General features: G+C 40.8%; 17 protein-coding genes. 7 read left to right on the top strand and 10 right to left on the bottom strand.

Going from position 1 to position 22974, the window contains the following annotated elements; all coding sequences use genetic code 11:
* The first annotated feature begins 445 nt into the window (after positions 1 to 445).
* The 5 genes from B5X76_RS08845 (at position 446) to lipB (ending at position 6068) form a co-directional block, all read left to right on the top strand.
* The gene (locus tag B5X76_RS08845) at positions 446 to 832 is read left to right on the top strand and encodes a RidA family protein (RefSeq protein WP_079642754.1); all 387 of its coding nucleotides are present in this window, start codon (positions 446 to 448) and stop codon (positions 830 to 832) included.
* A 93-nt stretch (positions 833 to 925) separates the two neighbouring features.
* Positions 926 to 1906, top strand: coding sequence for a hypothetical protein (locus B5X76_RS08840; RefSeq protein WP_079642753.1), 981 nt, complete (start codon positions 926 to 928; stop codon positions 1904 to 1906).
* A 61-nt stretch (positions 1907 to 1967) separates the two neighbouring features.
* The gene (gene recG / locus B5X76_RS08835; protein WP_079642752.1) at positions 1968 to 4073 is read left to right on the top strand and encodes an ATP-dependent DNA helicase RecG; all 2106 of its coding nucleotides are present in this window, start codon (positions 1968 to 1970) and stop codon (positions 4071 to 4073) included.
* A gap of 93 nt (positions 4074 to 4166) precedes the next feature.
* Positions 4167 to 5357, top strand: coding sequence for a GTPase HflX (gene hflX, locus B5X76_RS08830; RefSeq protein WP_079642751.1), 1191 nt, complete (start codon positions 4167 to 4169; stop codon positions 5355 to 5357).
* A gap of 12 nt (positions 5358 to 5369) precedes the next feature.
* Positions 5370 to 6068: a lipoyl(octanoyl) transferase LipB gene (lipB, locus tag B5X76_RS08825; RefSeq protein ID WP_079642750.1), complete on the top strand. Its 699-nt coding sequence runs from the start codon at positions 5370 to 5372 to the stop codon at positions 6066 to 6068.
* A gap of 46 nt (positions 6069 to 6114) precedes the next feature.
* On the opposite strand, the gene B5X76_RS08820 is transcribed toward lipB, so the two are convergent.
* From B5X76_RS08820 to B5X76_RS08790, 7 genes are all read right to left on the bottom strand, one after another.
* On the bottom strand, positions 6115 to 7884 hold the full coding sequence (locus B5X76_RS08820; RefSeq protein WP_079642749.1) for a RagB/SusD family nutrient uptake outer membrane protein: 1770 nt from the start codon (positions 7882 to 7884) through the stop codon (positions 6115 to 6117).
* A gap of 12 nt (positions 7885 to 7896) precedes the next feature.
* Positions 7897 to 11430 carry a SusC/RagA family TonB-linked outer membrane protein gene (locus B5X76_RS08815; RefSeq protein ID WP_245801012.1) on the bottom strand — a complete coding sequence of 1178 codons (3534 nt, stop codon included), beginning with the start codon at positions 11428 to 11430 and terminating at the stop codon, positions 7897 to 7899.
* 133 nt (positions 11431 to 11563) lie between these two features.
* Positions 11564 to 12688, bottom strand: a complete 1125-nt coding sequence (locus B5X76_RS08810; RefSeq protein ID WP_079642748.1) for a FecR family protein — start codon at positions 12686 to 12688, stop codon at positions 11564 to 11566.
* Positions 12689 to 12772: 84 nt separating this feature from the next.
* A complete protein-coding gene (locus tag B5X76_RS08805; RefSeq protein ID WP_079642747.1) occupies positions 12773 to 13294 on the bottom strand; it encodes an RNA polymerase sigma-70 factor in 522 nt (173 codons plus the stop codon).
* Positions 13295 to 13457: 163 nt separating this feature from the next.
* Positions 13458 to 14684 (bottom strand): SH3 domain-containing protein, encoded by a 1227-nt coding sequence (locus B5X76_RS08800; RefSeq protein ID WP_139375249.1) that lies wholly within the window; start codon positions 14682 to 14684, stop codon positions 13458 to 13460.
* 38 nt (positions 14685 to 14722) lie between these two features.
* Positions 14723 to 15175 (bottom strand): hypothetical protein, encoded by a 453-nt coding sequence (locus B5X76_RS08795; RefSeq protein WP_079642745.1) that lies wholly within the window; start codon positions 15173 to 15175, stop codon positions 14723 to 14725.
* A 4-nt stretch (positions 15176 to 15179) separates the two neighbouring features.
* Positions 15180 to 15608 carry a hypothetical protein gene (locus tag B5X76_RS08790; protein ID WP_079642744.1) on the bottom strand — a complete coding sequence of 143 codons (429 nt, stop codon included), beginning with the start codon at positions 15606 to 15608 and terminating at the stop codon, positions 15180 to 15182.
* Between the two features lie 269 nt (positions 15609 to 15877).
* On the opposite strand from B5X76_RS08790, the gene B5X76_RS08785 reads away from it, so the two are divergent.
* Complete coding sequence (locus B5X76_RS08785; protein ID WP_139375248.1) at positions 15878 to 17095, top strand: hypothetical protein; 1218 nt, start codon at positions 15878 to 15880, stop codon at positions 17093 to 17095.
* A 30-nt stretch (positions 17096 to 17125) separates the two neighbouring features.
* Positions 17126 to 18856, top strand: a complete 1731-nt coding sequence (locus B5X76_RS08780) for a HEPN domain-containing protein (protein WP_079642742.1) — start codon at positions 17126 to 17128, stop codon at positions 18854 to 18856.
* 51 nt (positions 18857 to 18907) lie between these two features.
* Here the strand turns inward: B5X76_RS08780 and B5X76_RS08775 are convergent, their stop codons facing one another.
* The 3 genes from B5X76_RS08775 to B5X76_RS08765 form a co-directional block, all read right to left on the bottom strand.
* Positions 18908 to 19687, bottom strand: coding sequence for a hypothetical protein (locus B5X76_RS08775; protein ID WP_079642741.1), 780 nt, complete (start codon positions 19685 to 19687; stop codon positions 18908 to 18910).
* 428 nt (positions 19688 to 20115) lie between these two features.
* Positions 20116 to 21303, bottom strand: coding sequence for a TlpA disulfide reductase family protein (locus B5X76_RS08770; protein WP_079642740.1), 1188 nt, complete (start codon positions 21301 to 21303; stop codon positions 20116 to 20118).
* Positions 21304 to 21638: 335 nt separating this feature from the next.
* Positions 21639 to 22973 carry a RagB/SusD family nutrient uptake outer membrane protein gene (locus B5X76_RS08765; RefSeq protein WP_079642739.1) on the bottom strand — a complete coding sequence of 445 codons (1335 nt, stop codon included), beginning with the start codon at positions 22971 to 22973 and terminating at the stop codon, positions 21639 to 21641.
* Position 22974 lies beyond the last annotated feature (1 nt).

The following is a 22974-nucleotide window of genomic DNA, read 5'->3' as shown; positions in this document are numbered from 1 at the left end:
TGGAAACCGCCTTGATAGCTTTACGTGCTGTGATGAACATAGGCTACACAGTCTTGATTTTTTTTGCTTCGTTTTTTTGGTCAAGCAAAAAAATGAAGGTTCTGTCCTGACAAGGACAAATGTGACTACATTAAACCTTCCTTAAATTTTGACCATATCAATTTACTCCCGGTGTTTAGAAGAAACATTCGAAATATCTCCTCTACAAAGGTCTAAATGGATAAGGAGAGCTACAAAATTCACTTTTATATTACGACGCAATTATATTGCGTGTAAAACCAAATTTATGTAGGTTTGTAACTTCTTTGCACACACAAACCTCACACTATGGAGCAGCCAAAACAACATACCAACGGGAGCATAAAAGCCATGCGTATCATCAACATTATTGCTATTTCGGTGTTTGTTTTGGGTATCCTTTATAAAATATTTATAGCTAAGTAATATGTCACAAAAAGAAATTTTCAACACCGAAAAGGCTCCTGCAGCCATAGGACCGTACAACCAAGCAATCAAAGCAGACAAAACTTTATACGTATCCGGTCAGGTACCATTCAACCCAGAGACGATGGAGTTGATAACCACTGGTATTGCGGATGAAGCGCATCAAGTACTAAAAAACGTAGGTGCCATCTTGACCCACGCAGGGTATGATTTCAAAGATGTCGTAAAAGCGACTATCTTCCTGTCCAGTATGGATGACTTTGCTACGGTAAACGAGGTGTATGCCCAGTATTTCAGCGAAAATCAACCTGCTCGCGAGTGTGTAGCCGTAAAGACATTGCCACGCAATGTTAATGTAGAGATATCAGTAATCGCCTGGAAAGGGTAATCAAAAGAATATTTTTTTCTTTGAGGGGGGTAACAATGTTATCCCCCTCTTTATATACCTATGAAAATCATTTAACAAATAAACTTTATAGGTATGAAAACGACAACTACTTTCAAATTATCAGCACTTCTTCTATGTGCTACTCTATTTACCACTTCATGCAAGGACAATAGCGCTTATGATGAAATGGCGGGTCCTTCAGCAGCTAGCTTCAAGGACATGCGGGCCAAAACACTTACGGACCTGACACAGAAAAAGGATTTTAAAATAGAAGACGGAATCACATTTACTTCATCCAAAGGAGCCAAACTTCAGATTCAGCCAAACTGTCTTCGCCTTCAAAACGGATCTCCGGCAACTGGTAACGCGACGCTATCCTTTATCGAAATATATGATCGAGGGAACATGGTTATGGCCAACAAACCTGTAATGGGTATAAATGGTATAGGTAAAAAAGAACCATTAATTACGGGCGGACAGTACAATATCAAAATCATGCAGGGGGATCAAGAATTAAAATCGGGCTGTATGTTTAATGTATCGATCCCAGCTTCGAATACCGGAACTTTGGATGCAGCCATGAAGTTGTGGAATGGCAATATCGACCAGGACGGCAATCTTGCATGGGAAGAGGTAAAAGGTCAAGGCAAAGAGGCTGGTATGAATATCAATACCGACATGGCATCCTATAGCATATGGGGCACTGAATTTGGATGGACTAATGTAGACCGATTCGCCTCATTCCCTGATCCCAAAACACAGATTAAAGTCAAAGTACCTGCCGGATACAACAAGGACAATGCCGCTATTTACCTCGCTTACCAGGACCAACCTAACCTGTTGGCACAGTTGGACACCTATGATAAAGTAGATCATTTCTTTTCAGAACACTATGGCTTCGTGCCAGTAGGCATGACCATGCATGTGATTTTTGTATCAGAGAGCAATGGAGCTGTCGCCCATAGCATCAAGCAAGTAACGGTAGCGGCCAATTCGGTGATCACCTTCACGGAGCAGGAGCTTTCTGTAGGTAGCAAAGCTCAAGTACAGGATAAAATAAACAAATTAAAATAGACCATTCCACCCCTTATATATAATCTTTCGACTAACTTTTGTAAATTAGCCATTCTTAGGAATGGCTAATTTATCTTTAATAACTCCGATAGAATACCTCAAGGGGGTAGGACCGCAGAAAGCGGATATCCTGAAAAAAGAGCTACAGATCTTTACAATTGCAGATCTAGTTCAGACCTATCCTTTTCGCTATATCGACCGTACCCAATTCCACAAAGTACGTCAAGTACATACAGACCTGATCGGTGCACAGGTATTAGGCCGACTGGTCTCCCTTCAGGAACTTGGTGAACGCAGAGGTAAACGGCTCGTAGGGCAGTTTAGGGATGAAACGGGAACAATGGAGCTAGTCTGGTTTCAAAGTATCCCCTTCCTGAAGAAGAGCCTTAAAGTAGGATCTCCGTACATCGCCTATGGCAAACCAACGGAATTCAACGGTACTATTTCCATTACACATCCAGAAATGGAGCTTTACAGCGCTACGGAAAAGAAAATAGGTAACATGACCATGCAGCCGGTATATTCTTCTACGGAGAAACTAAAAAAATTCAACCTAGACACCAAAGGTATACAGCGGCTACAACAATCTGCTTTAGAGACAATATTTTCGAGTATAGAAGAGACCCTACCCGACTATATCCTTCATGAACAGAAGTTGATCGGACGCAAAGAAGCGCTCTTAAATATACATTTTCCGCAACAGGTAGCAGAGCTCAATGCCGCAATACGCAGGTTGAAATTTGAAGAGCTATTTTTTATACAACTGCGGCTTCTGCGCAACAAACAACTCAATACCCAGAAATTCAAGGGGCACCGTTTTGACAAAGTCGGCGATAAGTTCAATCGCTTTTTTAACGAGCGCCTTCCATTTCCTCTGACAAATGCTCAAAAACGGGTATTGAAAGAAATCCGTTTGGACAGCAATACTGGAGCACAGATGAACCGTCTTGTACAAGGTGATGTAGGCTCGGGCAAAACAGTCGTGGCCCTAATGAGCATGTTGCTGGCTATTGACAATGGATATCAGGCTTGTATGATGGCCCCGACAGAGATATTAGCGACCCAGCATTACAATGGCCTGAAGGAACTGTTAGGCGAGGATATCTGCTCGGTTAAGCTTCTTACAGGCTCGACCAGTACCAAAAACCGTAAAATCATTCATCAGGAACTAGAAGAAGGCACCCTAGATATTCTTATTGGTACTCATGCCTTGATTGAGGACAAGGTAAAATTTAAAAATATAGGCTTTGTTGTAATCGATGAGCAGCACCGTTTCGGTGTAGAACAGCGCGCCAAACTATGGCGGAAGAACACCATACCGCCACACATGCTAGTCATGACTGCGACACCGATCCCACGTACACTCGCCATGACACTTTATGGCGATTTAGACATCTCCATCATCGACGAATTGCCTGCTGGGCGTAAACCTATCAAAACCGTGCACTTTTTCGAGAATCAACGGCTACGTGTTTTTGGTTTTATTCGAGAAGAAATCACCAAGGGAAGACAAGTATATATTGTCTACCCACTGATCAAAGAAAGTGAAAAGATGGATCTTCTCTACCTCGAAGCTGGCCTTGAAGGTCTTTCCAGAGAGTTTCCTCTACCCCAATATCGAATCAGTATCGTCCACGGCAAGATGCCTGTCAAGGACAAGGATTTCGAGATGCAACGTTTTATTAAGGGCGAGACACAGATCATGGTCGCTACCACAGTGATCGAAGTGGGTGTCAATGTACCCAATGCCTCGGTTATGGTTATCGAGAACTCGGAACGTTTTGGTTTATCCCAGCTTCACCAGCTCAGAGGCAGGGTAGGTCGAGGTGCTGAGCAATCTTTCTGTATCCTGATGTCGGGCAGCAAACTGAGTAAAGAAGGACGCAAACGGCTAGACACGATGGTACGTACAAATGACGGTTTTGAAATCGCAGAAGTGGATCTCGAGCTACGTGGCCCTGGAGATCTTTCTGGAACACAACAATCGGGCGTACTGGAAATGCGGATCGCAGATCTGGCCAAGGACCAAGCTTTGCTAACGAATGCCCGCAACATGGTGATCGCCCTCTTCAAACAAGATCCGCAGCTGGCAGACCCTCGCAACCACCTCTTAGTTAACTACCTCAACCAACGAAGTCCTGGAATTTCTTGGGATAAGATTTCTTAAGCGACTGCTTCGGGGTTTTAATTCAAAAACATTTATCTTTGTTTTCTTGTTCTCTACTATAGTAGTCCGTGGGACAAGTGATAAAAGACATATATGGGAAAAACTAAGATATACGACACCGCGATAAAACAAGAAACCGTTATTCTGGTATCGGTCATTACACCCGAAGTTTCAGAAGCTACAGCACTGGAGTACCTGGACGAGCTCCGTTTTCTTGTAGAGACAGCCGGGGGCGATACTAAGCGAGTTTTCACGCAAAAGATGGCCAAGCCAGAACATGCTACTTTTGTAGGAACAGGAAAACTACAAGAAATCAAGGAATACGTTGAGGCTGAGGATATTGATATGATTGTTTTCGATGACGAACTATCGCCATCCCAACTTCGTAATATAGAGAAAGAATTACAGCGCAAGGTCTTGGATCGTTCAAGTTTGATTTTGGATATATTTGCAAAGCATGCGCAGACCGCCCAAGCGAAGACACAGGTGGAGCTAGCGCAGCTACAGTACCTTCTACCTCGCCTTACACGATTATGGACCCACTTGGAGCGACAACGTGGTGGTATCGGTATGCGTGGGCCGGGAGAGTCTCAGATCGAAACCGATAGACGGATTATCCTGAACAAGATTTCCTTGTTAAAAGAGCGGTTAAAAGTAATCGATAAACAAAACGAAACCCAACGTAAAAATCGTGGGGAGATGATACGTGTGGCCTTGGTTGGTTACACCAACGTGGGTAAATCGACTATCCTCAACATGATATCCAAAGCCGATGTACTGATCGAAAACAAATTATTCGCAACGCTCGATACCACAGTACGCAAAGTTGTTATCGACAACCTGCCCTTTTTGTTGTCTGACACGGTAGGATTTATCCGAAAACTGCCCCACCATCTAGTCGAGTCTTTTAAGTCGACATTGGATGAGGTACGCGAAGCCGATGTATTGATCCATGTGGTAGACATATCGCATCCAGATTTTGAGCACCATATTATTGCTGTCAATGAAACACTCAAGGATATCAACGCGCTGGACAAACCGACTATAACAGTATTCAATAAGATCGATCTGTTCAAGCCTGCAGTAGAATTTGATGAAAACGGCGAAGAAATAAAAGTAACATTGGACGATTTCAGGAATTCTTGGATGGCCAAAAATTCAGATCCAGCGATTTTCCTGTCGGCGACCAACAAAACAAATATTGAAGAATTTAAAGCCAAGCTGTACGAAGTAATTTCTGATCTGCACAACAAAAGGTATCCTTATAATAATTTGTTGTATTAGGTGAAGGGAGTGATGAACAAACAAGTAAAATTCACCGACTGGGGCTTGGTCGACTACCAAGAGGCTTGGGATAGGCAAGAAAAAATATTTGCGGAGACCTTGGCTGTTAAACATGATAATCGCGTCAATGAGACCAGCCATGCTACCCCGAATCATCTTATATTCACCGAGCACCCACATGTCTACACCCTAGGCAAAAGTGGTCATCCCGAATATTTGCTTTTAGATGAAGAAGGATTAAAAGAAAAAGATGCTACGTTCTACAAAATCAATCGCGGGGGCGACATTACTTACCATGGTCCAGGGCAGATTGTAGGCTATCCGATATTAGATCTCGACAATTTCTTTACCGACATCCACCTCTACCTGCGCACATTAGAAGAAGCCATCATATTGACCTTAGCCGATTACGGCATACAAGCTGGCCGTTATGATGGTTTTACAGGCGTATGGCTCGATGCTGATAATGATAAAGCCCGGAAGATCTGTGCGATGGGGGTGCGTGCCTCCCGTTGGGTGACAATGCATGGTTTTGCTTTCAATGTCAATGTGGATCTCGGTTACTTCGGCAACATTATCCCTTGTGGTATTGACGACAAAGATGTTACTTCTATGGAACGAGAGCTTGGCTATAAACTTGATATAAATGAGGTCAAAGAAAAGCTAAAAAGACATATTGCAGCACTGTTCCATATGGAACTGAAAGATTAATAAATAAATAAAGGCACCTAATTAGGTGCCTTTATTTATTAAATCATTATTCCAGTGTCGGATTGAATGTACCTCCCCAATCTTTATTCTGCAACAATTTCGGATTTTTATCTATTGACGACTGCGAAATAGGGAAAAAGTAATACGTATCTGGTACAATATTTACCTTTGCCCCCGTATTTGGTACCTGTCGTACGCTATACTTAAACTGATTTTCTTTCAATTGATACGTCTTTGCCAGATTAGCAGCAGCAGTCAGATCCATCTCAGAACCGTCTGGATTAACAGCAATCGCCTCCACGCCAAATTTCGTTTTATTATTCAACTGGTCCAAGCGTCTCATTCTTCTCAAGTCCCAAAAACGGTGACCTTCAAACGAGAATTCGATATTTCTTTCGGCTAATATAGCATCTCTAAGGCTTGCTTTATCTGTCGCCTTGATACCATACGTACCATCAACACCAGCTTCAATTCCTGCACGGACACGGATTTCTTTCAAAATCCCCATCGCAGTATTAAAATCACCTGTCTCGTTGGCAGTCTCTGCATAATTCAACATAACTTCAGCAAATCGCATAACAATATAATCGACATCATACTGTGTCTGTACCTCAGTTTGCTTGAGTGACAGTTTCGAATTTTTTAAGATAAAGAAACCACTATATCTATTCAGATTCTCTGAAGGGGTATTCGCTTTAGGATTTACGCCAAAATCATCCAAAGCCGTTGCCACTCCTACTCCTGTATATTGTCTTTTACCGACTTTGCCCGAGACCTCATAAATCTTCCCATTCCACACTATAGATTTGTCAAAACGGGGATCTCTATTTTCCCAATAGGACTGTAAAAACTGATCGTCTGTTTTGAAATAAATACTTGTCGGATCGTTATAGAGTTTACCATCTTTCATAGGAAAGGCTTTCACAAACTCCCATGATGGAACGGCCGCGGCAGGACCGCGACTTTCAGAGCCAGGGCGTACACCATTATCCCAATTGGCCACTTTATTAGGGTATTGATTAATTACCACAAATACCGCTTCGGCACCTTTTTCCTGCAAAGCAATATTTTGATATTCGGCCGTCAATCCATATCCATTTGCCTTGAGCTGATCATAAGCTGCTTTATTTGCTGTATGTGCCTCTGCCCAGTAGGCATTCCCAAATGGATTACTCGGATTAAATTGTGGCGAAGCCTTGTAGAGTAACACCTTTGCCTTAAAAGCTACAGCATAGTTGCCATCGATCTTCCCGTAATCCGAACTACTTTTAAGAATAGTCTCTGGCAACAAGGATATCGCATCATTTAGATCCTTTATCATCAGATCAAAACACTCCTTGGTACTGTTTCGAGTAACCTGCAAATCAGCACTGGTCAAAGCCTGAGGCACTGTAATATACGGAACTCCACCGTGGTGCTTAACCATGTTGAAATACATATAGGCTCGCATAAAAAGTAGCTGACCCAATGCATTATCCTTCGTCTCTTTGACTAGCCCTGTACTTTCATTGATTTTTTGAATAGCGGTATTGATCTGACGTATCCTTGTATAGTCCCATGCTTTATAAGAGGTACTATTTACCGTCACCGCATCCAGCGGAAAGGTGATCCCGATTAACTGCTCGGAGTTATTATCTAAGGACACCTCCCAGTTCCCAAAAAGCTGATAGAGATTCGCTAAGTAAGCGTTGACAAGATTAGGATCATTCCATACCTTATCTTCATCTAAGGAATTCAAATCATCAATATTGAGCACGTTTTTACAGGACGTGGTAATTAGAACCGACGCTATAACCATATAAAATATCTTCTTCATTGTCGTGCACATTTAAAATTTAACATCAATACCTACCGCATAAGTTTTCATCACCGGATACGAGTCGTACATCTTCTGCTCCGGATCATGGAATTCGGTCATTTTGGAGAATACGAACATATTCGTGCCATTAAAGAAAACGTTAACCCCTTTAATCTTCATACGATCAGTCACCCTCAAAGGCAAGCTGTACGAGATATTGAGATCCCGAAGGCGTAAATAAGCTCCATTACGAATCCAGAAAGAAGATGCTTCAGTCCCAGATTCGGCCCAGTTGGCACCTACGACCCTTGGGTACTTAGCTCCCGGATTTTCAGCGGTCCACACATCGTCTGCCCATATTGGATAGTACGGTCGAAACCCGCCACCATGTTGCCGGATACCTGGTCCATCTAGGTTACTAATGATACGATCATAAGCCAATACACCTTGGAAGAGTGCAGAAACTGAAATACCTTTCCAAGAACCGTTCAAACCGAAACCGTAATTGATCCGCGGTGTATTATTATCGGACAATAACACCATGTCATTGCCGTCAATCTTCCCATCCGGTCCATCCGAATAGTTCACCCCGCGTTGATCTTTATATAAAATCATTCCCAAATAAGGATCCCGTCCATAGGTTTTAAATCCTTTACTTTTGAGCGCGTCAAGTTGCTCTTGGGTACGGACTAGATCTATAGCCTCAAGACCAACAATCCTATTTTCCGGTCTACCTACCCTAGATCTAAAATTTTGGGCTCCCCCTGCGGCATAGGCAGGTTCTTCATCATAGATATCCCATTTGTCCTTTGCATATCCCATATTAGCGCTGATGCCATAGGATACCTCTCCGATACGGTCATTCCAATTCAAAGAAAACTCGCCTCCTCTATAACTTCGGGCGGCATAGTTCTCCGGAGCCAGCTCACGCCCATAGGTATCAGGTAAAGTATTTTGTTTACGCCCTAGAATATCAGTTTCCTTTCGCACAAAGCCATCCAAAGAACCACTCAATCTACTATTTAGCATAGCAAAGTCAATTCCTACGTTATAACTTTTGGAAGTAGTCCACGTTAGGTTTTGTGTAGGATTATTTCCATAGGCGATGCCATTATAATAACGGTCCCCAAAAATAGAACCTCCATTCGGCGTATACTTTTCTCGGTATAAAAACTGTCCGATGCGTTCGGCACTTACATTCAGATCATTACCTGTCGAACCATAAGAAGCACGAAGTTTGAAGTCATTTATAGTATTTTTTAAGTTGGTAAAGAAACTTTCCTCAGATATCCGCCAGGCAGCAGACATAGAAGGAAAAAATCCCCACCGCTTGTCATTGGGAAATAATGGCGATCCATCATAGCGGAAAGAGAACTCAGCGATATAGCGATCGGCATAATTGTAGTTAGCACGTCCGATCACTCCTCTTCGAGAGTCAACGGCCTCTCTGGCTGTCGTCGATCTAAAATTGCGGTCTGTTGGATAGATAAACATCTGATCTAGACTCACAATAGGATTCTCCGCACGAGAGTTAATGAAAGTCCCGCCCGCCTTAAACTGTTCGTAAACCAAGACGGCATCCACTGCGTGTTTATTAAATTTACGGCTATAATTCAAGAACCAGTTGACCTGATATTGCCAGGTCCTTTCCGGAAAATAATCCATAAATGGTTGTGCCTGGCTAAAGGTAAACACATTGATTTTATCTTCCGAAGGAGGTGCAGGGATAAACCTATTACCATTCGGGTCTAAGGAGGTGAAAGTATAGTTTTTTTGAAAAGTCATAAATCGCTTTTTCATATAATCCTGAGCGACATACGAACCTACAACCTTAGTCGAGAGTCCTTCTACCAGCTTATCTAATTTGTAGTTCAATGTAAGAATTGGATTTACCTCTCTTACCTTACGATTCACATACCGATTTCCGATTACCTGATCGATAACATTCCATGCTTGCCAAGAGCCCATAGGGGTCTGGACAGGATACGCTGTTGGGGTATCACTTGGAGAGCCGTCTGCATTTAGATAAAATGGATACATCTTAGGCCAATTAAAGGTAACCCGGTAAAAATCAGCCACATCAAAATCATCATCATTAGCCGAAGTACTAAAAGGCCAAAAGAAACGCTCTGAGTTTGTCTGGTTCATTGCAATATTTACATCAACGCTAAAATCATCAGATAATTGGGCGCTAACGTTGCTCCGTAAATTAAACTTTTCGTGTTCTAGTGTCTTGTATGAACCTAATTCTTTACGATAACTTACCAGATTATAATAGGTGATCTTATCCCCTCCGCCTGTCACTGAAATAGATTGACGATGACTGAAAGGATTGCGCCAGATGACATCATTGACGCTATATTTTTTATCCAGAAAATAGTCAAACTCCTCCTTACCGTTCGGAGCGACAAAAGGATTCTTACGATCACCTTGCTCCCAATTAAACTGAGCAACACGATTCTGATAAGTCAGTTCGTCCGCCGCAGTTGTTATATCTGCGAGTAAAGTCTGTGTAGGTGTGTTAAAGTTGTAGCTACTTTGCACATTAAATACCGGGGCCTGGTTAACTCCTTTTTTAGTCGTTACGACCACCACACCATTCCCTGCCCTTGTTCCATACACCGCAGCTGTAGCAGCGTCTTTCAGAAAACTCATTTGATCTACCTCATTGGCTTCTAGCGCATCAAAAGCCGCTTTATCACGAACTATTCCATCGATGACATATAGAGGTTCGGCAAAACTTCCCCGTATCCGTAAACTAGATGAAGCTCCTGCCATCCCTGAGGTATTGGTCACATTGACACCAGGCGCACGTCCCGCCAATGTGTTAGAGAGATTAGATGGCGCAATATTTTTTAGTTGATCGGCATTTACAGAGCTTATGGGTCCAGTTAGGTTGGCCTTCCGTTGTTTACCATAACCAACTACAACCACCTCATCCAATGCATCAACCTCTTCCTGCAAAATAATCTGCAGCCCTTCTAGCTTGTCGACCGTCACCACCTGGGTTTTAAACCCAAAGTATCTTACTTCTAGTACATCACCGAGCTTGCCGACGACCGAAAAACTACCTTCTCCCGAAGAAGCTGTTGATCTCCCGCCTTTCACAGCGATAGTCGCGCCAGACACCGGATTGCCTTGACTGTCTACAATACGTCCAGAGATAGATTGTTGTCTCGCGGTATGAGCTATTGATCTTTCATCCCTTTTTATTACCACGGTATTATTATGGATTGTAAAAGTAAGATCACTGGTAGCGAACATCTTTTCCAGTGATTGATCCAAACTTTCGTCTTTGACAAGAATCGTTGTCCTTTCAGAAGCCAAAAGGCCGTGTTCATATACAAATCGTACCCCCGTTTGTTTTGAGATTGTACCCAAAACCTGTTCAACTTTTCCGTTTTTAACATTTAGTGTTATTTGACCGTTGGTCGTAGCGAAGCTGGCGAACATTGAGGTTACTAAAATTAAACCTGTCAATTTCATCTTAATCAGCGTTTTCAAAAGCCGAGCTTCCCGTTTGGTGAGGGACACGTCGGCTTTTGAATATTTTTTAATATTCATAAATTTGTAGAGAATTTAATGGTTTATAACAAATTTGAATTCATCATTAGCGGAGGTATGGCAGTACCTTCGCTTAGTTTATCTTTTGGTAGTGTAATTTATCTCATATATCTCCCTCCATTTCTTAGGTTTATTATAGTACAATTAGTTTATCTCCATCGATTATATATTGGTATCCTGTAAGATCTTTTAATACAGAACAGACCTTAGCGAGGGTAACATTACGTTCAATACTACCCGAATATCTTTTCTTCTCCACTTCTCTATCTATCTCTAATCGCACACCATACCAACGTTTTATTTCCGTAAGAATGGTTGTGATATCCTTATTATTGAAATTAAAGAAGCCTTCTTTTATCCCCAGCGCATCCTCCAAATGTGTAGAAACACCGGCGTGCAATTTTCCAGCAACTACATCCGCTTGGTAACCGGCCTCTATGATTCTTTCACTATCGGGTGTTATCAATTGTAGACGACCTTCTGTCAATAATACCTGTGGTTCTTCTTTATTATAATTTGTGACCGAGAATGCTGTTCCTAAAGCACGGATCTCTAGCCCATCAACTTCTACAATAAAGGGTCTGCTTGTATCCCGGGCAATCTCAAAAAAAGCCTCTCCCCTCAGTTTAACCTTACGTTCATGACTTGAAAATGTAGATAAATATTCAACCTCAGATTCGGGGCTGAGCCACACTTTTGATCCATCAAACAATACGATTGCGTACGAAGAACGAATGGGTGTAATAACCTTTTGTCTGCGGCTCATTTTGTTGGTTGAATCGGGAATTTTTCCCAAATCATCCGAACCAAGTTTTTTAAACAGTTTACCATCCACCTCGAAAATAGCTTGCTCATCATTGGGCAAAACATCATTTTTTTGTCCATACAGCTTATCCTCAATAATATAATCGGGTCGACCGCTTCTAACAAACCACAAAATCGCGAATAGCAAAACACAAATCACAGCGGCAGCAACAGCAGTGTAGATTCTCCACGAAGACCTAAAACCAATGGAAGTATCTGGATTTACCGGAGTGCTTACATTGAACCTTAACCATTCTTCATAGACATCTATCCTTCTAGGGTCGACAGGCGTTTCTACTTTTCCACTTTCGATTATATCCCGCAAATAGGTATGACCATTGGGGTATTTCTCCAATAAATGGGCTAATATGGCCTCTTGCTGAGGGTCTAGCTCTTGACCAGCAGCCAGCATAGATGCAAATTCTGCAAATACAATTTTATCGGTTTCTATCATAATTTATAACTAAGTAACTTGAAAATCACAAAAGGGTGAGCGTAAGTCTGCTTTGATTTCAATAAAATTTCAACAAACTGATTATTAGATAAATAAAATTCTAAAGAAAGTAATCAAGATTGGCATAAGCTTACTTTTCAATATCCGGAGCGCACGCTGTCGTTGGCTCTTAACCGTATTTAGGCTTATATTCAGTAATTTGGCAACCTCTTCATATTTTTTACCGTCAAAATAAATCAGTTTACAGATATGCTGACATTTATCAGGCAATGTCGAAAGCTGATGATGAAGTACACCAACCACCTCTGCTCGAATCAGATTGGTTAGCTGATCGACACTATCCTCCTCTTCCGCACGCAGTACAGTATGTACCTTCTCAGCAGTTGCTTCCCTTCTTTTATGATTTAAACATTGGTTTTTGACTGTAGTGTAAAGAAAGCTTTTGATGACTTGCTCAGGGCGAGCAAGAATATCTGCCCTATCGACCAGGATAACAAAGGCTTCTTGGACTATATCTTTAGCTATTTCTTCCGAATTGACAAACGGATACGCATAAACCGTCAATCGTACAAAATACTCTTTGAAAAGCGTTTCTATTCCCGTCATGCCCGCAATCAATTAAGAATCTCAAAATGAATCAAGAAGTGTCCTCAAGCCCGGCCAAATTATAAATTTTTTATCGGTTTCAGACACTTGATTATCAAATCGGTAACTAGATATTGAAAAAAAATATTAATCAAAGATAGATGTTTTGTCGATTAATTATTACTTAACAATAATAAACGGACTCAAAAGCAACAGGCACGCCGTTTTTAAAGGTGATCGCATAGAATCCGGCATCGCCATTGGCAATACGATAGTAGTGCGGATTGCCCGCCCAGTCTACCGAAAGAAGGTGTCCAAATTTAGTGATGAAGTCTAATTCGCTGTATCTGTTATCAATAATTTCCTTGCCCAACACCAGCGCTTGTTGATCTGCAAAAGTCATCGTATACACTGAGCCAACCATTTTATTTTTTGCTGGATAATTCTCTTCAAATGCTAGGATAAGATCTGCTGATTGGTAAAAATAGAGCGGCTCCCAGCCACACTCTGGCGAGTCGGGGATATCTTGCACTTTGCTGAGATTCAACGCGAGCGCTTGCTTGTCGGTCATCTTACCATCCCACAGTGATGTCCCCTTTATCAAAAAGTGCATATCGAGTTTTTTCAGCTCCTTTTCATATTTCTCATAGCCCAAATTTTGGAGCTGGGAAGCAAGTAGCAACTCAAAATCGATATCAACCTTAGGATTGCTTTGACCGGAACGCTCCCAAGATTCCTGATAATAACGGAGCGCCTGTAACATCTCATCTTTAGTACTGGACCATCCTATCTCACGAAGGCGGCCAACAGCATTCAATTCTTCGGCTATACCTTTGCCTTTTACCTCGAGGTAGGCTTTTAATAGTTGGTCATAAGTCAGTTCCATCCCTAGGTACTTGGCTTGTATATACTCAGGTTGCTCATGAAAATGATCACCTATATATACCCAACCATCCTTATACAAAGGATAGTAATCCAGCGAAGTATGTTCATTAAGACGCGCACGGCGTACGATCTTGCCCTCTGCAGAGGGTTGGTTGCGCACCCGTAGCTCGGCAGCCTGTACATACAGATGGGGGCCCTGCTGTCCTTCTGAACCACGGTAGAAATACTGGGCTGGTTCTCCTGCAGATCTTTTTGAGAACATCCTCGTAGCCAGGGGTTGCTTGACAATATAGCCAACATCTCCATTGCTAACTCTGATTTTATAATGTGTCCGTGTAGAGTCTAACACGGTAATAGATGCTTCTGTACAAAGCACCCCGATAACAGATAACTTATCCTCCGGTGAAGATAAAAGATGCTCCCAACGCGAAGTATACACCGGTCTCCATTCTTTGGTTTGTGCATTAACTAAAAACACAGATAGCATACATGCCATCAAACATACGCGCCAAAATCTTCTGCTCATATTGACTATCTAATACGCTATAACGAGTCTCCGACTCGTTACTTCTTCTTTTTCTTCTTCTTGCTATCTTTCCCCTTTTTCTCCAACTCTTCTACGCGCTTTGCCAATTGACGTAAGTGCAGTGACTGCTCTTCGATCAGCGCGCTCAATTCTTTGAAAGCATCGTACAATGCAAACTGTAACTCACTATCCGACAGAGGGGCCACATACCCCTTGGGAGCGGAGGGATTTTTTTCAACGGTTACAGGGGTTGGTGCCGCAGTAGGTTTAAGCATCTCCCCCTCTCCGAGCAATAGCCAAGAAGGGCTTAATTCTGGATATTTGGACAGTACTTTAAGCAGTGCGTCTGAACTCAAACCAGATTTCTTCTGCTCCCCTTTGAAATTAGCATAGGAAAGCCCTAGGTCTTTAAAAAACTCAATTTTACTCAATTTAGCATGCCCTGCTATCAACAGGATTCGTTCTTTGATAGTAAGTGATAGATTATCCATATAATTAGTCTTTTCTTAATAATGATATTTCGCGCTCTAGTAGCGCTAATTGCTTCTCCAAGGAGAAAATTGTCTTCTCTTGGGATTTGATGGTGACTTCTTGAGAGGATATAACACGCTGCATCGAGTGGATTACGGCATTGCTCACTCCTTCAAGTTCCGCATTTAAATACGTTTCGGCACGTTCTTCAATACTTGATGTATCACGGAACATCTCACCTTCCCCGACTATCAGCCAAGAAGGGCTAATATCTTTGTGAACAGATAAAATCATAGCCAAAGCATCAGAACTAAGTGCAGATTGCTTTTGAACTCCCTTAAAATTACCATAAGAAAGTCCTAACTCATTGAAAAAATCCAATTTATTAATTCCCTTCTCCTGCGCTATCTGAACTACACGATCTTTGATGTTATAAATTATTTTCTCTTTCATCTTGTTTAAGAAAAATATTTATCTTAAATTTGGTTAACAATTATAAAATAGTATCCCAAAACGGGATATCCGACCATTTGAACTTGTGAGTTCATTTATCCTACGCACAATTTACGATTACAGAACAAATGCAATGAAACCATTGTCGGTGCCGTAATGGTTTCTAGATTTTGTTCAACAATGCGACTATTAAGAAATCATATGAGCAGGCGGGTAAAACAATACGCCTTACTTATTTCGATCTTATGACAACTTACAAATCAATAATTATGATGAAAAATACGCAAAAGAAACTGAAAGCAAAACATTTTAGGTATTTAAGTAAGGAAAATATTGAAGATCCTAAAGGATTTCTATGCTTCTTTTTTGAAAGAATAGATCTAGAACTATGGCAAGAGAAGATATATGTCTTCTTATCTTCTGGTTCCGTCCAACAACGATACCCGATGTACGATCCGACATTTGTTCACCAAAATCTCGTAGAACAACTCGAGTATGCATTTGTCCTTTATCACAAATACGAATTAGCAATTGAAGCAAACCGATTTTTTGAATATCTATTTGAAAGACAATCACTAGAAAACTGGCTCGTACAACTTGATGACGTTCTTAGAAATCAAACAGATAAATATTATTATCTAGATGATGATAACTACAACCCCTATCTAATCAACTTGATTGAACTGACTCACTATTTAGCTAAATACCTTTATCTATATACAAACAATCAAGAAGGCTATTTTGACTACCCCTACTACATTTTGCCGGTTCATAAACTATACAATGAAGAGTTAATACCTAAAAACTATCATAACCGGATAGGAACAACGAAAGAATCCACCACAGATATCCCATTACCTTTTAATCCTAAACAAAAAGTAATTCCTCCCGAATGGTTAGCTCCAAGAAATTACTCGATAGAGGCTCTTAAAGAGTTTTTCGATCGAAATGATCTAAACGGATGGCGCAAGGATATTCGATATTGGTACGAGTCTGTACTAACCGAAAACCATTTTTGGTCGGCCTCAAATAGCAGCCACTTTTCAGGAGCAAATCTCGTCCACATCTATAGCTGCATATGTTCATTCTTAGAAATGTTCTTGAATCAACTATCGGAGCAAGAAGGGTCAAATTTCAATTTAGAAGATGATGCAACAGTCTCCATTTTCCCTGAAACAACCTCTATTAATATCGAAGAAAAAGGAGAAGCTGTCACCTTGTATTATATTAAGAAAGAGACTATAGAAAATCCATTACTTGCAATACTAGAGAGCTTAAGCATATTCACGTTAATTGAATGGCAGGAAATTCTATATGATTGGCTACAATATGGACTCTCTTCCAATTCCTACATAGGAGCGTATGCTACCTACACTGGTAGGGTCTATCAAACACTAACCAAAGTACTTGAACTCGGCTATATGATAGCCTTCAAAGATGAAATCGAATTCATAAACAGTCCGGTATTAGAACAACAAGAAAGCTAAAATCGAAACAAATATAAACCAGATACAACTATGGAAACAAAAACATGCAAAGCCAAAATACCTAGGGCCATGACGACAGCACTAGAACCCAATTTCGAGATTATTTTTAAACATCTTACCGTCGATGAGATCTTTCTATGGACTTATAGGCGCAATGGGACGACAAAGACTATTGTGCAAATACATACGCACAATAAACAACGCAGTAGAACCCTTCGTGAAAGATGCGAGCGCGCTCTAAATCAAATAGAAGGCCACCACTTCACCTTCTATAACACAAAAGAAGTGCAATCTAGAATCAACGATGGACTTGGTCGCTTACACCTCAACTGCCACCCCAGCAACCGCATCTATCTTCACCCCGAGTATATAAACTCGATAGCTCTTCCTAGTCTTAGTAAGGAAGAGCTCGTGGAGCAAACAAGGGAGTACATAAAAAGAGAAAAGGACAAAATTATAGCCTTTATGGAAGGCTACCACCTTTATTCTGAAAAGGAAATGTACTCGAATGCTGCATTTATGCTCCATCAAGCTTTGGAAATATCATTACGGACAGCACAAAAATTGTTATTGGGCGTGGAGGAACGATCACATTCAATAAAGCAAAATATCGACTTTTTCAAGCCCTATGATCCGGTCCTAGGAAACCTACTCACAAGCAAGGAAGAGGAACAAGCAATTAATAGACTAACAGAGTCTTATACAGGATCTCGCTACAAAAACAACTTCGTGCTCGATCTGCAAAAGATAGCATTCTGCAAAGACATTGCCGACCGAACATTTGCATGGATAGAAGATTATGAACAGGAGTTACTACTAGAAATAGAGGAAAAGTTTATCCATATCCCAGACTCTCATCAACAAACTGACATTATAAAAACCAAAATCAATATGGAAAAGTCAACAAACATCAACAACAACCATCGGGATCTGATCCACAATGCACTGGAAACCTATGGTCAGGTACATGGGCTGTATTGTTTTGCTTATGTGACACGTCAAGACAGCATGTGCAACCTCTTAAATGTACAACAGTCACATAACGAGATACACCATTATTATCTCTTTGCCATTATGGCTGATCAGAGCAAGCCCATTGTGGATCTACAAAACTGCGTTATGCAATTATTACCAGAGAAGATTAAAGTGACTTTAATACAAGAGACACCAGAGCAGGTAGAAAAAAAATTGAAAAAGGGTGATGTATTTCGTAGTAACCTATTGCAGATTGGGGAGTATTGGTATGAATTTAAATCCTCGTCGATAATAAGTAAAGAAAGCAGCTCTACAGTCCAATTCGAGAACTTTTTTTGGACCAAACGTTTTGAAAACGCCTATGTACTGCACAACACTCTCAAAGAACCTGTTTTAGAACATACAATAGAAACATACTATTACATTATCGGCCTATCAATAGAACAGATCTGCATGGGTTTAATAAAACACTCTTATAATTTTATTCCAACTAGTACAAACTTAAATTACTTAATGGATTTATGCGATAGTATCTGTCCAAATGTATCATCAATTTTTCCAAGGAACACTCTAAAAGACAAAAAATCTTTCAATCGACTAATAAAAGCGCAACAAAAATTCAAGTTCTCTAGCAACTATTTTGCGAATGGAAAAAAAATTGAAGTGTTAATTTGGCAACTAGAAGACTTTATAGCCTCAGCAAATAGTTTTATGAAAACCCATTTCAAACAACAAGATCAACTACAAGAAGCCAATAAAATCGAAAACATCGAACAATGCGCATAATAGCGACTAAGAAGCCTCGCTGCATCTTCTGCTTCGAGGCTTTTAGTAACACTACACCCAGTCTGTTCCTCCTTCTTGAATAGGTTTCTCTACAGGTGTTGATTCCCGAATCACGTCCTTCATTAACTTCCCATCTCGTACCCGAAAGACTTCTAGTATATCGGCTGCCATAAAGGCTTGACTGTTGGACAAATAATCTTCCTTGCCACCGGGATGCCATAAACGGCAGCGCACCACTCCCGTCACGATAATCAGGCAATCGTCCCAGTTCTGAATCGGAAACGTAGTTTCTTTTGCCGGGGGCTCCTTACCTGGAAAGACCTGCAACTCCTTGGTGTAGCGAAAGTCGATTTCATCGTCCAATTCAAAGGGAATTTTCAAGACATGATAGTGAACGCATAGTGAGCGGATTCGACTATTATACGCTGCACGACTCCAAATCTTGTCATCTAGAATTTTCACCAAAATATCTCTTTTTTTCTCATTATAGAGGACCTCAGTTTGCCAAGAGACAATTCCTGAGAAGGTCCGCTTCTTATTCCAACGGAAGTCTTTTAAAGCTGAGCTATTACCATAGCCTATACGTAACTGTCCTAGCTCATGTTCTTCGTCCAACCGAACGAGCTTACTCACCCGCTTCGTCAACCGATTGAAAACAGATCGTTCGGCCATCTCAGGCCAAGTCCTTTTACCATGTTGGTATATCTTAGAACTAACCTTACTGGCATAGGTAAAATCCTTGTTAGCAAGCTTACTCTTTTCGCTAAGACCATAGTTAGCGCCTCGATTGCGTAATTTTTGGGAAACAACTTTCTTGACAAGCTCATCCATAATAAAGACAATTGGCTTAAAAACACACAACAAACTCAAAACCTACAAGTTAACAAAAATTAAACATCGGAACAAATACCATATACAAAGTCCGTTTAAGTCCCCTTAAGTCTGCTCAAGTCCCCTCAACTCCGCTATAGCTTCGACCAAGCTCTGATATTCCTTCGTACCAACCTCGGGACTCCTTCGATACAGCATCGACTAGCCTTCGACGTCTCTCCGGCTAACCTTCCGCAATAAGGCAAACAACAGCCAAACAACTACCGAACAGCAGCCGAAGATGTCCTAAAACAGTCTCGAACTAATCCCTACGCTATCTCGAATACCCTTCCAACAACAGTCGATCAATGGTATTCAAAATAGTAAATAAAAAAAGCCTTAGGTAAAGTGTTACCTAAGGCTATATAGTTAGTGTGTGTGATATCGTATTAATACTTATAAATATCCAATAACGCTGCATCAAGCTTGGCTCCGCGCATATTGAAATCAACTATACGTCCTTCTGGATCCAACAATATCGCGAAAGGAATCCCTTGAATATTATAAGCCTTTGTTATCTCGCCGTTAAAGCCATTTGGATCATTCAGCTGTGTCCAAGTCATCTTCTCCTCCTCCATCGCTTTTCGCCATTGAGCGTCTTTCTCATCAATAGATATACTTATGATCTTAAAACCTGCATCTTTGTATTTTTCATTTATTTTTACCAAGTGTGGGATCTCTCCGCGACAAGGCCCACACCATGAGGCCCAAAACTCCAGCATACAATACTGCCCTTTGGGAACCAACGAAGATATCTTAACTTTCTGTCCTGCTGGATCTACCAATTCAAAATCTTGATATTTTGTATGCAAAGCCATCTTCTTGGCCTTTTCGGATAGTTCCATAAAGTTGGTATAGCGTTCTGTTCCTTCCCATCCCGCTTTAACAAGCTGTTGGAGACCTGTAATCTCATCGTCTGTCAACTCCACAAACATCCCTAAGAAATTCATCCGGGCTTGGTCATAGGCAACTACTGATTTTGGATTGGTACGGATATATTCTAACGTTGCGGCTTTAACCTCTTTTTCCAGCGGTTGAATGGCTTTGGTCAGGCGTATCCCTTCTTCTGTATTAAAAATACCATCCATGGTTGGCAGATGGTATTTCTCCGTATACTCCTTATCGAGGGCCGCAATCTGTATCTTTTTATCCTTTAAGGATGCTTTGAAGGCTGTATGTTCATCTTCAGTTTTAGAACCTTTGACAACTGCAGCCTTCTTTTTAGGATTGTAATAAAAAGTAGTCACACTGTCAATATGCGTTTCAAAAGTAATCGGAGAATTTTCTAAATAGAAGTGAGTAGAAGTGAAATTACGTTCTGAAGTCTCCTTTCCTTTTGGCGTACGATCGATAATAATCCGATAAAGCATCGGTGAAGACACCGATCCTTTAAATTTGAATTTACCTTTCTTGATAACGGTGCTGTCTACTTTGATATCTTGGGCATAATCATTTTTGTATAAATAGACCTTATTGCCTTCTGCATTCCCAGCAATAGTACCTAAAATCGAGTATTTTTCTTGGGCATAGCTTACCATACTCAATAGCAATAGCGCTACTGTAAATAACTTGTTCATAATAATAAATGTGATTTAGATGAAAGTGTCTAAAAAGCTCGGAATTCTCGTCTTTGCAAGAGGCCTTGCCTCACCATTCCCAAGAATCGGCATAGGCTGCTCATCAAGCTACCAATGACAGATTTACAAACTATGTCGTCATTCCGACCGAAGCGGAGGAATCTAAAAGCTATATATTAATCCTATACAGTTTGTAGACCTCTCCACAAGGTCGAGGTGACGTATCCTGTCATCGAACCTCCTTTGTGTTTGCTAAAAAACTTACCTCTCGCAGTGACTACGATTAGTTATTTTTAGACACCTTCATTATTTAAGATTTTAGTATATAGATGTTGTTAAAAATTCTTTGGCATACCTGGATTAAACATCAATACCCGGGACGGAATCTCGAAGGTAAATGTATAGGTCTTAGGATCTATAGAAATTAAATCTTCAAAATCTTCTGACTGACGTGTTGCTTTCGAACCTAAGCCTTGTTTAGCCAATCTCTTCATATCCATCCAACGGGAAGAACCGAATGCTAACTCTTTTCTGCGCTCAGTCAATACCCATTCTAAAACTTCACTTTTATCTGAAGAAACAATAGGCTCGTATGCGTAGTTGGCAATGCGAAGCGCTCTAATTTCATTGATGATATCCAAAGCTCCATCCAAATCATTAGCATGAACTAATGCTTCTGCCTGCGTCAGTTTAAGCTCAACGAAACGAATACCGTACATACCCCAACCGTTTTCTTCGTGTGCATACCAACCGTTACCATACCAGTCCTGAGCATGAATCATCATTCTCATATCATCCGGTTCAAAGAGATTAATAAGATCATTAGAGTAATTTATATAAAAACCTAGTGTATAATCATTTGTTGTCTTTAACCATAATATTTCTGGATCCATTTCTTGTGTAGGAAATTCATAAGCTGAGATATAGTCATTATAATCTCTCAATTCATGAGGTTCTTGTGCTGCGAGCTCTGCATATTTTTTTGCCTCTGTGTAATTCTCCATATACAGATATACTCTTGACAATACAGCTTGAGCTACTGCTTTATTTATACGGGTCTTATTTAGACGAACTGAACTCAAATAACCTTCAGCTTCTTTCAAGTCGGCAATAATGTTATCCATGGTCTCTTGTAGGGTAGAACGACTCGGCGTGATATTCGTCACATCGGTATAGGTTACCCAAGGAATACCCGGCAAGGTCTTCGCTGTAGCAGCATCATAAGCTTTAGAAAAAGTTGTTGCCAATATAAAATGGGCATTTGCCCTTTCGACAAGAGCTTCAGCTAATAAACTCTTTTTCTGCACATCACTTGCATCTGTTGTTTGTTCAACATTGTTAATGATAATATTAGTGTTATAAATTTGACGATAAAGTGTGCCCCATATAGCTGGAGAGGCATCATTATCTACATCTATGATTGACTTCCAAAAATATACATTGGCGATTGGATCTTGTGCGACTGGAGAATAAGATGCGTGTATATCATCACTGGCATAGGCCAGGTGATCTGGAAATGAATTCGTATTTGTTTCAGAATTTAAGATGGCATTAAACTCTTCAAATCGTTTAGGAATAACGATCCCTTTAGGTTCAACATCCAAGTATTTGTCGCAAGAAGAAAAAATACTTGCTGCAACTATTAAACCGATTATATATTTAATATTCATG

The organism is Sphingobacterium nematocida (assembly GCF_900168125.1).
Lineage (GTDB): Bacteria > Bacteroidota > Bacteroidia > Sphingobacteriales > Sphingobacteriaceae > Sphingobacterium > Sphingobacterium nematocida.
This window is presented reverse-complemented; position numbering and strand designations above follow the sequence as displayed.

Bases quoted from the DNA above. Each gene is read 5' to 3' on its own strand.
- B5X76_RS08805 (WP_079642747.1), bottom strand. From the start codon at position 13,294: ATGACGGGAATAGAAACGCTTTTCAAAGAGTATTTTGTACGATTGACG.
- B5X76_RS08800 (WP_139375249.1), bottom strand. From the start codon at position 14,684: ATGAGCAGAAGATTTTGGCGCGTATGTTTGATGGCATGTATGCTATCT.
- B5X76_RS08840 (WP_079642753.1), top strand. From the start codon at position 926: ATGAAAACGACAACTACTTTCAAATTATCAGCACTTCTTCTATGTGCT.
- B5X76_RS08785 (WP_139375248.1), top strand. From the start codon at position 15,878: ATGATGAAAAATACGCAAAAGAAACTGAAAGCAAAACATTTTAGGTAT.
- B5X76_RS08815 (WP_245801012.1), bottom strand. From the start codon at position 11,430: ATGAATATTAAAAAATATTCAAAAGCCGACGTGTCCCTCACCAAACGG.
- lipB (WP_079642750.1), top strand. From the start codon at position 5,370: ATGAACAAACAAGTAAAATTCACCGACTGGGGCTTGGTCGACTACCAA.
- B5X76_RS08795 (WP_079642745.1), bottom strand. From the start codon at position 15,175: ATGGATAATCTATCACTTACTATCAAAGAACGAATCCTGTTGATAGCA.
- B5X76_RS08790 (WP_079642744.1), bottom strand. From the start codon at position 15,608: ATGAAAGAGAAAATAATTTATAACATCAAAGATCGTGTAGTTCAGATA.
- recG (WP_079642752.1), top strand. From the start codon at position 1,968: ATGGCTAATTTATCTTTAATAACTCCGATAGAATACCTCAAGGGGGTA.
- B5X76_RS08780 (WP_079642742.1), top strand. From the start codon at position 17,126: ATGGAAACAAAAACATGCAAAGCCAAAATACCTAGGGCCATGACGACA.
- B5X76_RS08765 (WP_079642739.1), bottom strand. From the start codon at position 22,973: ATGAATATTAAATATATAATCGGTTTAATAGTTGCAGCAAGTATTTTT.
- B5X76_RS08820 (WP_079642749.1), bottom strand. From the start codon at position 7,884: ATGAAGAAGATATTTTATATGGTTATAGCGTCGGTTCTAATTACCACG.
- B5X76_RS08810 (WP_079642748.1), bottom strand. From the start codon at position 12,688: ATGATAGAAACCGATAAAATTGTATTTGCAGAATTTGCATCTATGCTG.
- B5X76_RS08770 (WP_079642740.1), bottom strand. From the start codon at position 21,303: ATGAACAAGTTATTTACAGTAGCGCTATTGCTATTGAGTATGGTAAGC.
- hflX (WP_079642751.1), top strand. From the start codon at position 4,167: ATGGGAAAAACTAAGATATACGACACCGCGATAAAACAAGAAACCGTT.
- B5X76_RS08775 (WP_079642741.1), bottom strand. From the start codon at position 19,687: ATGGATGAGCTTGTCAAGAAAGTTGTTTCCCAAAAATTACGCAATCGA.
- B5X76_RS08845 (WP_079642754.1), top strand. From the start codon at position 446: ATGTCACAAAAAGAAATTTTCAACACCGAAAAGGCTCCTGCAGCCATA.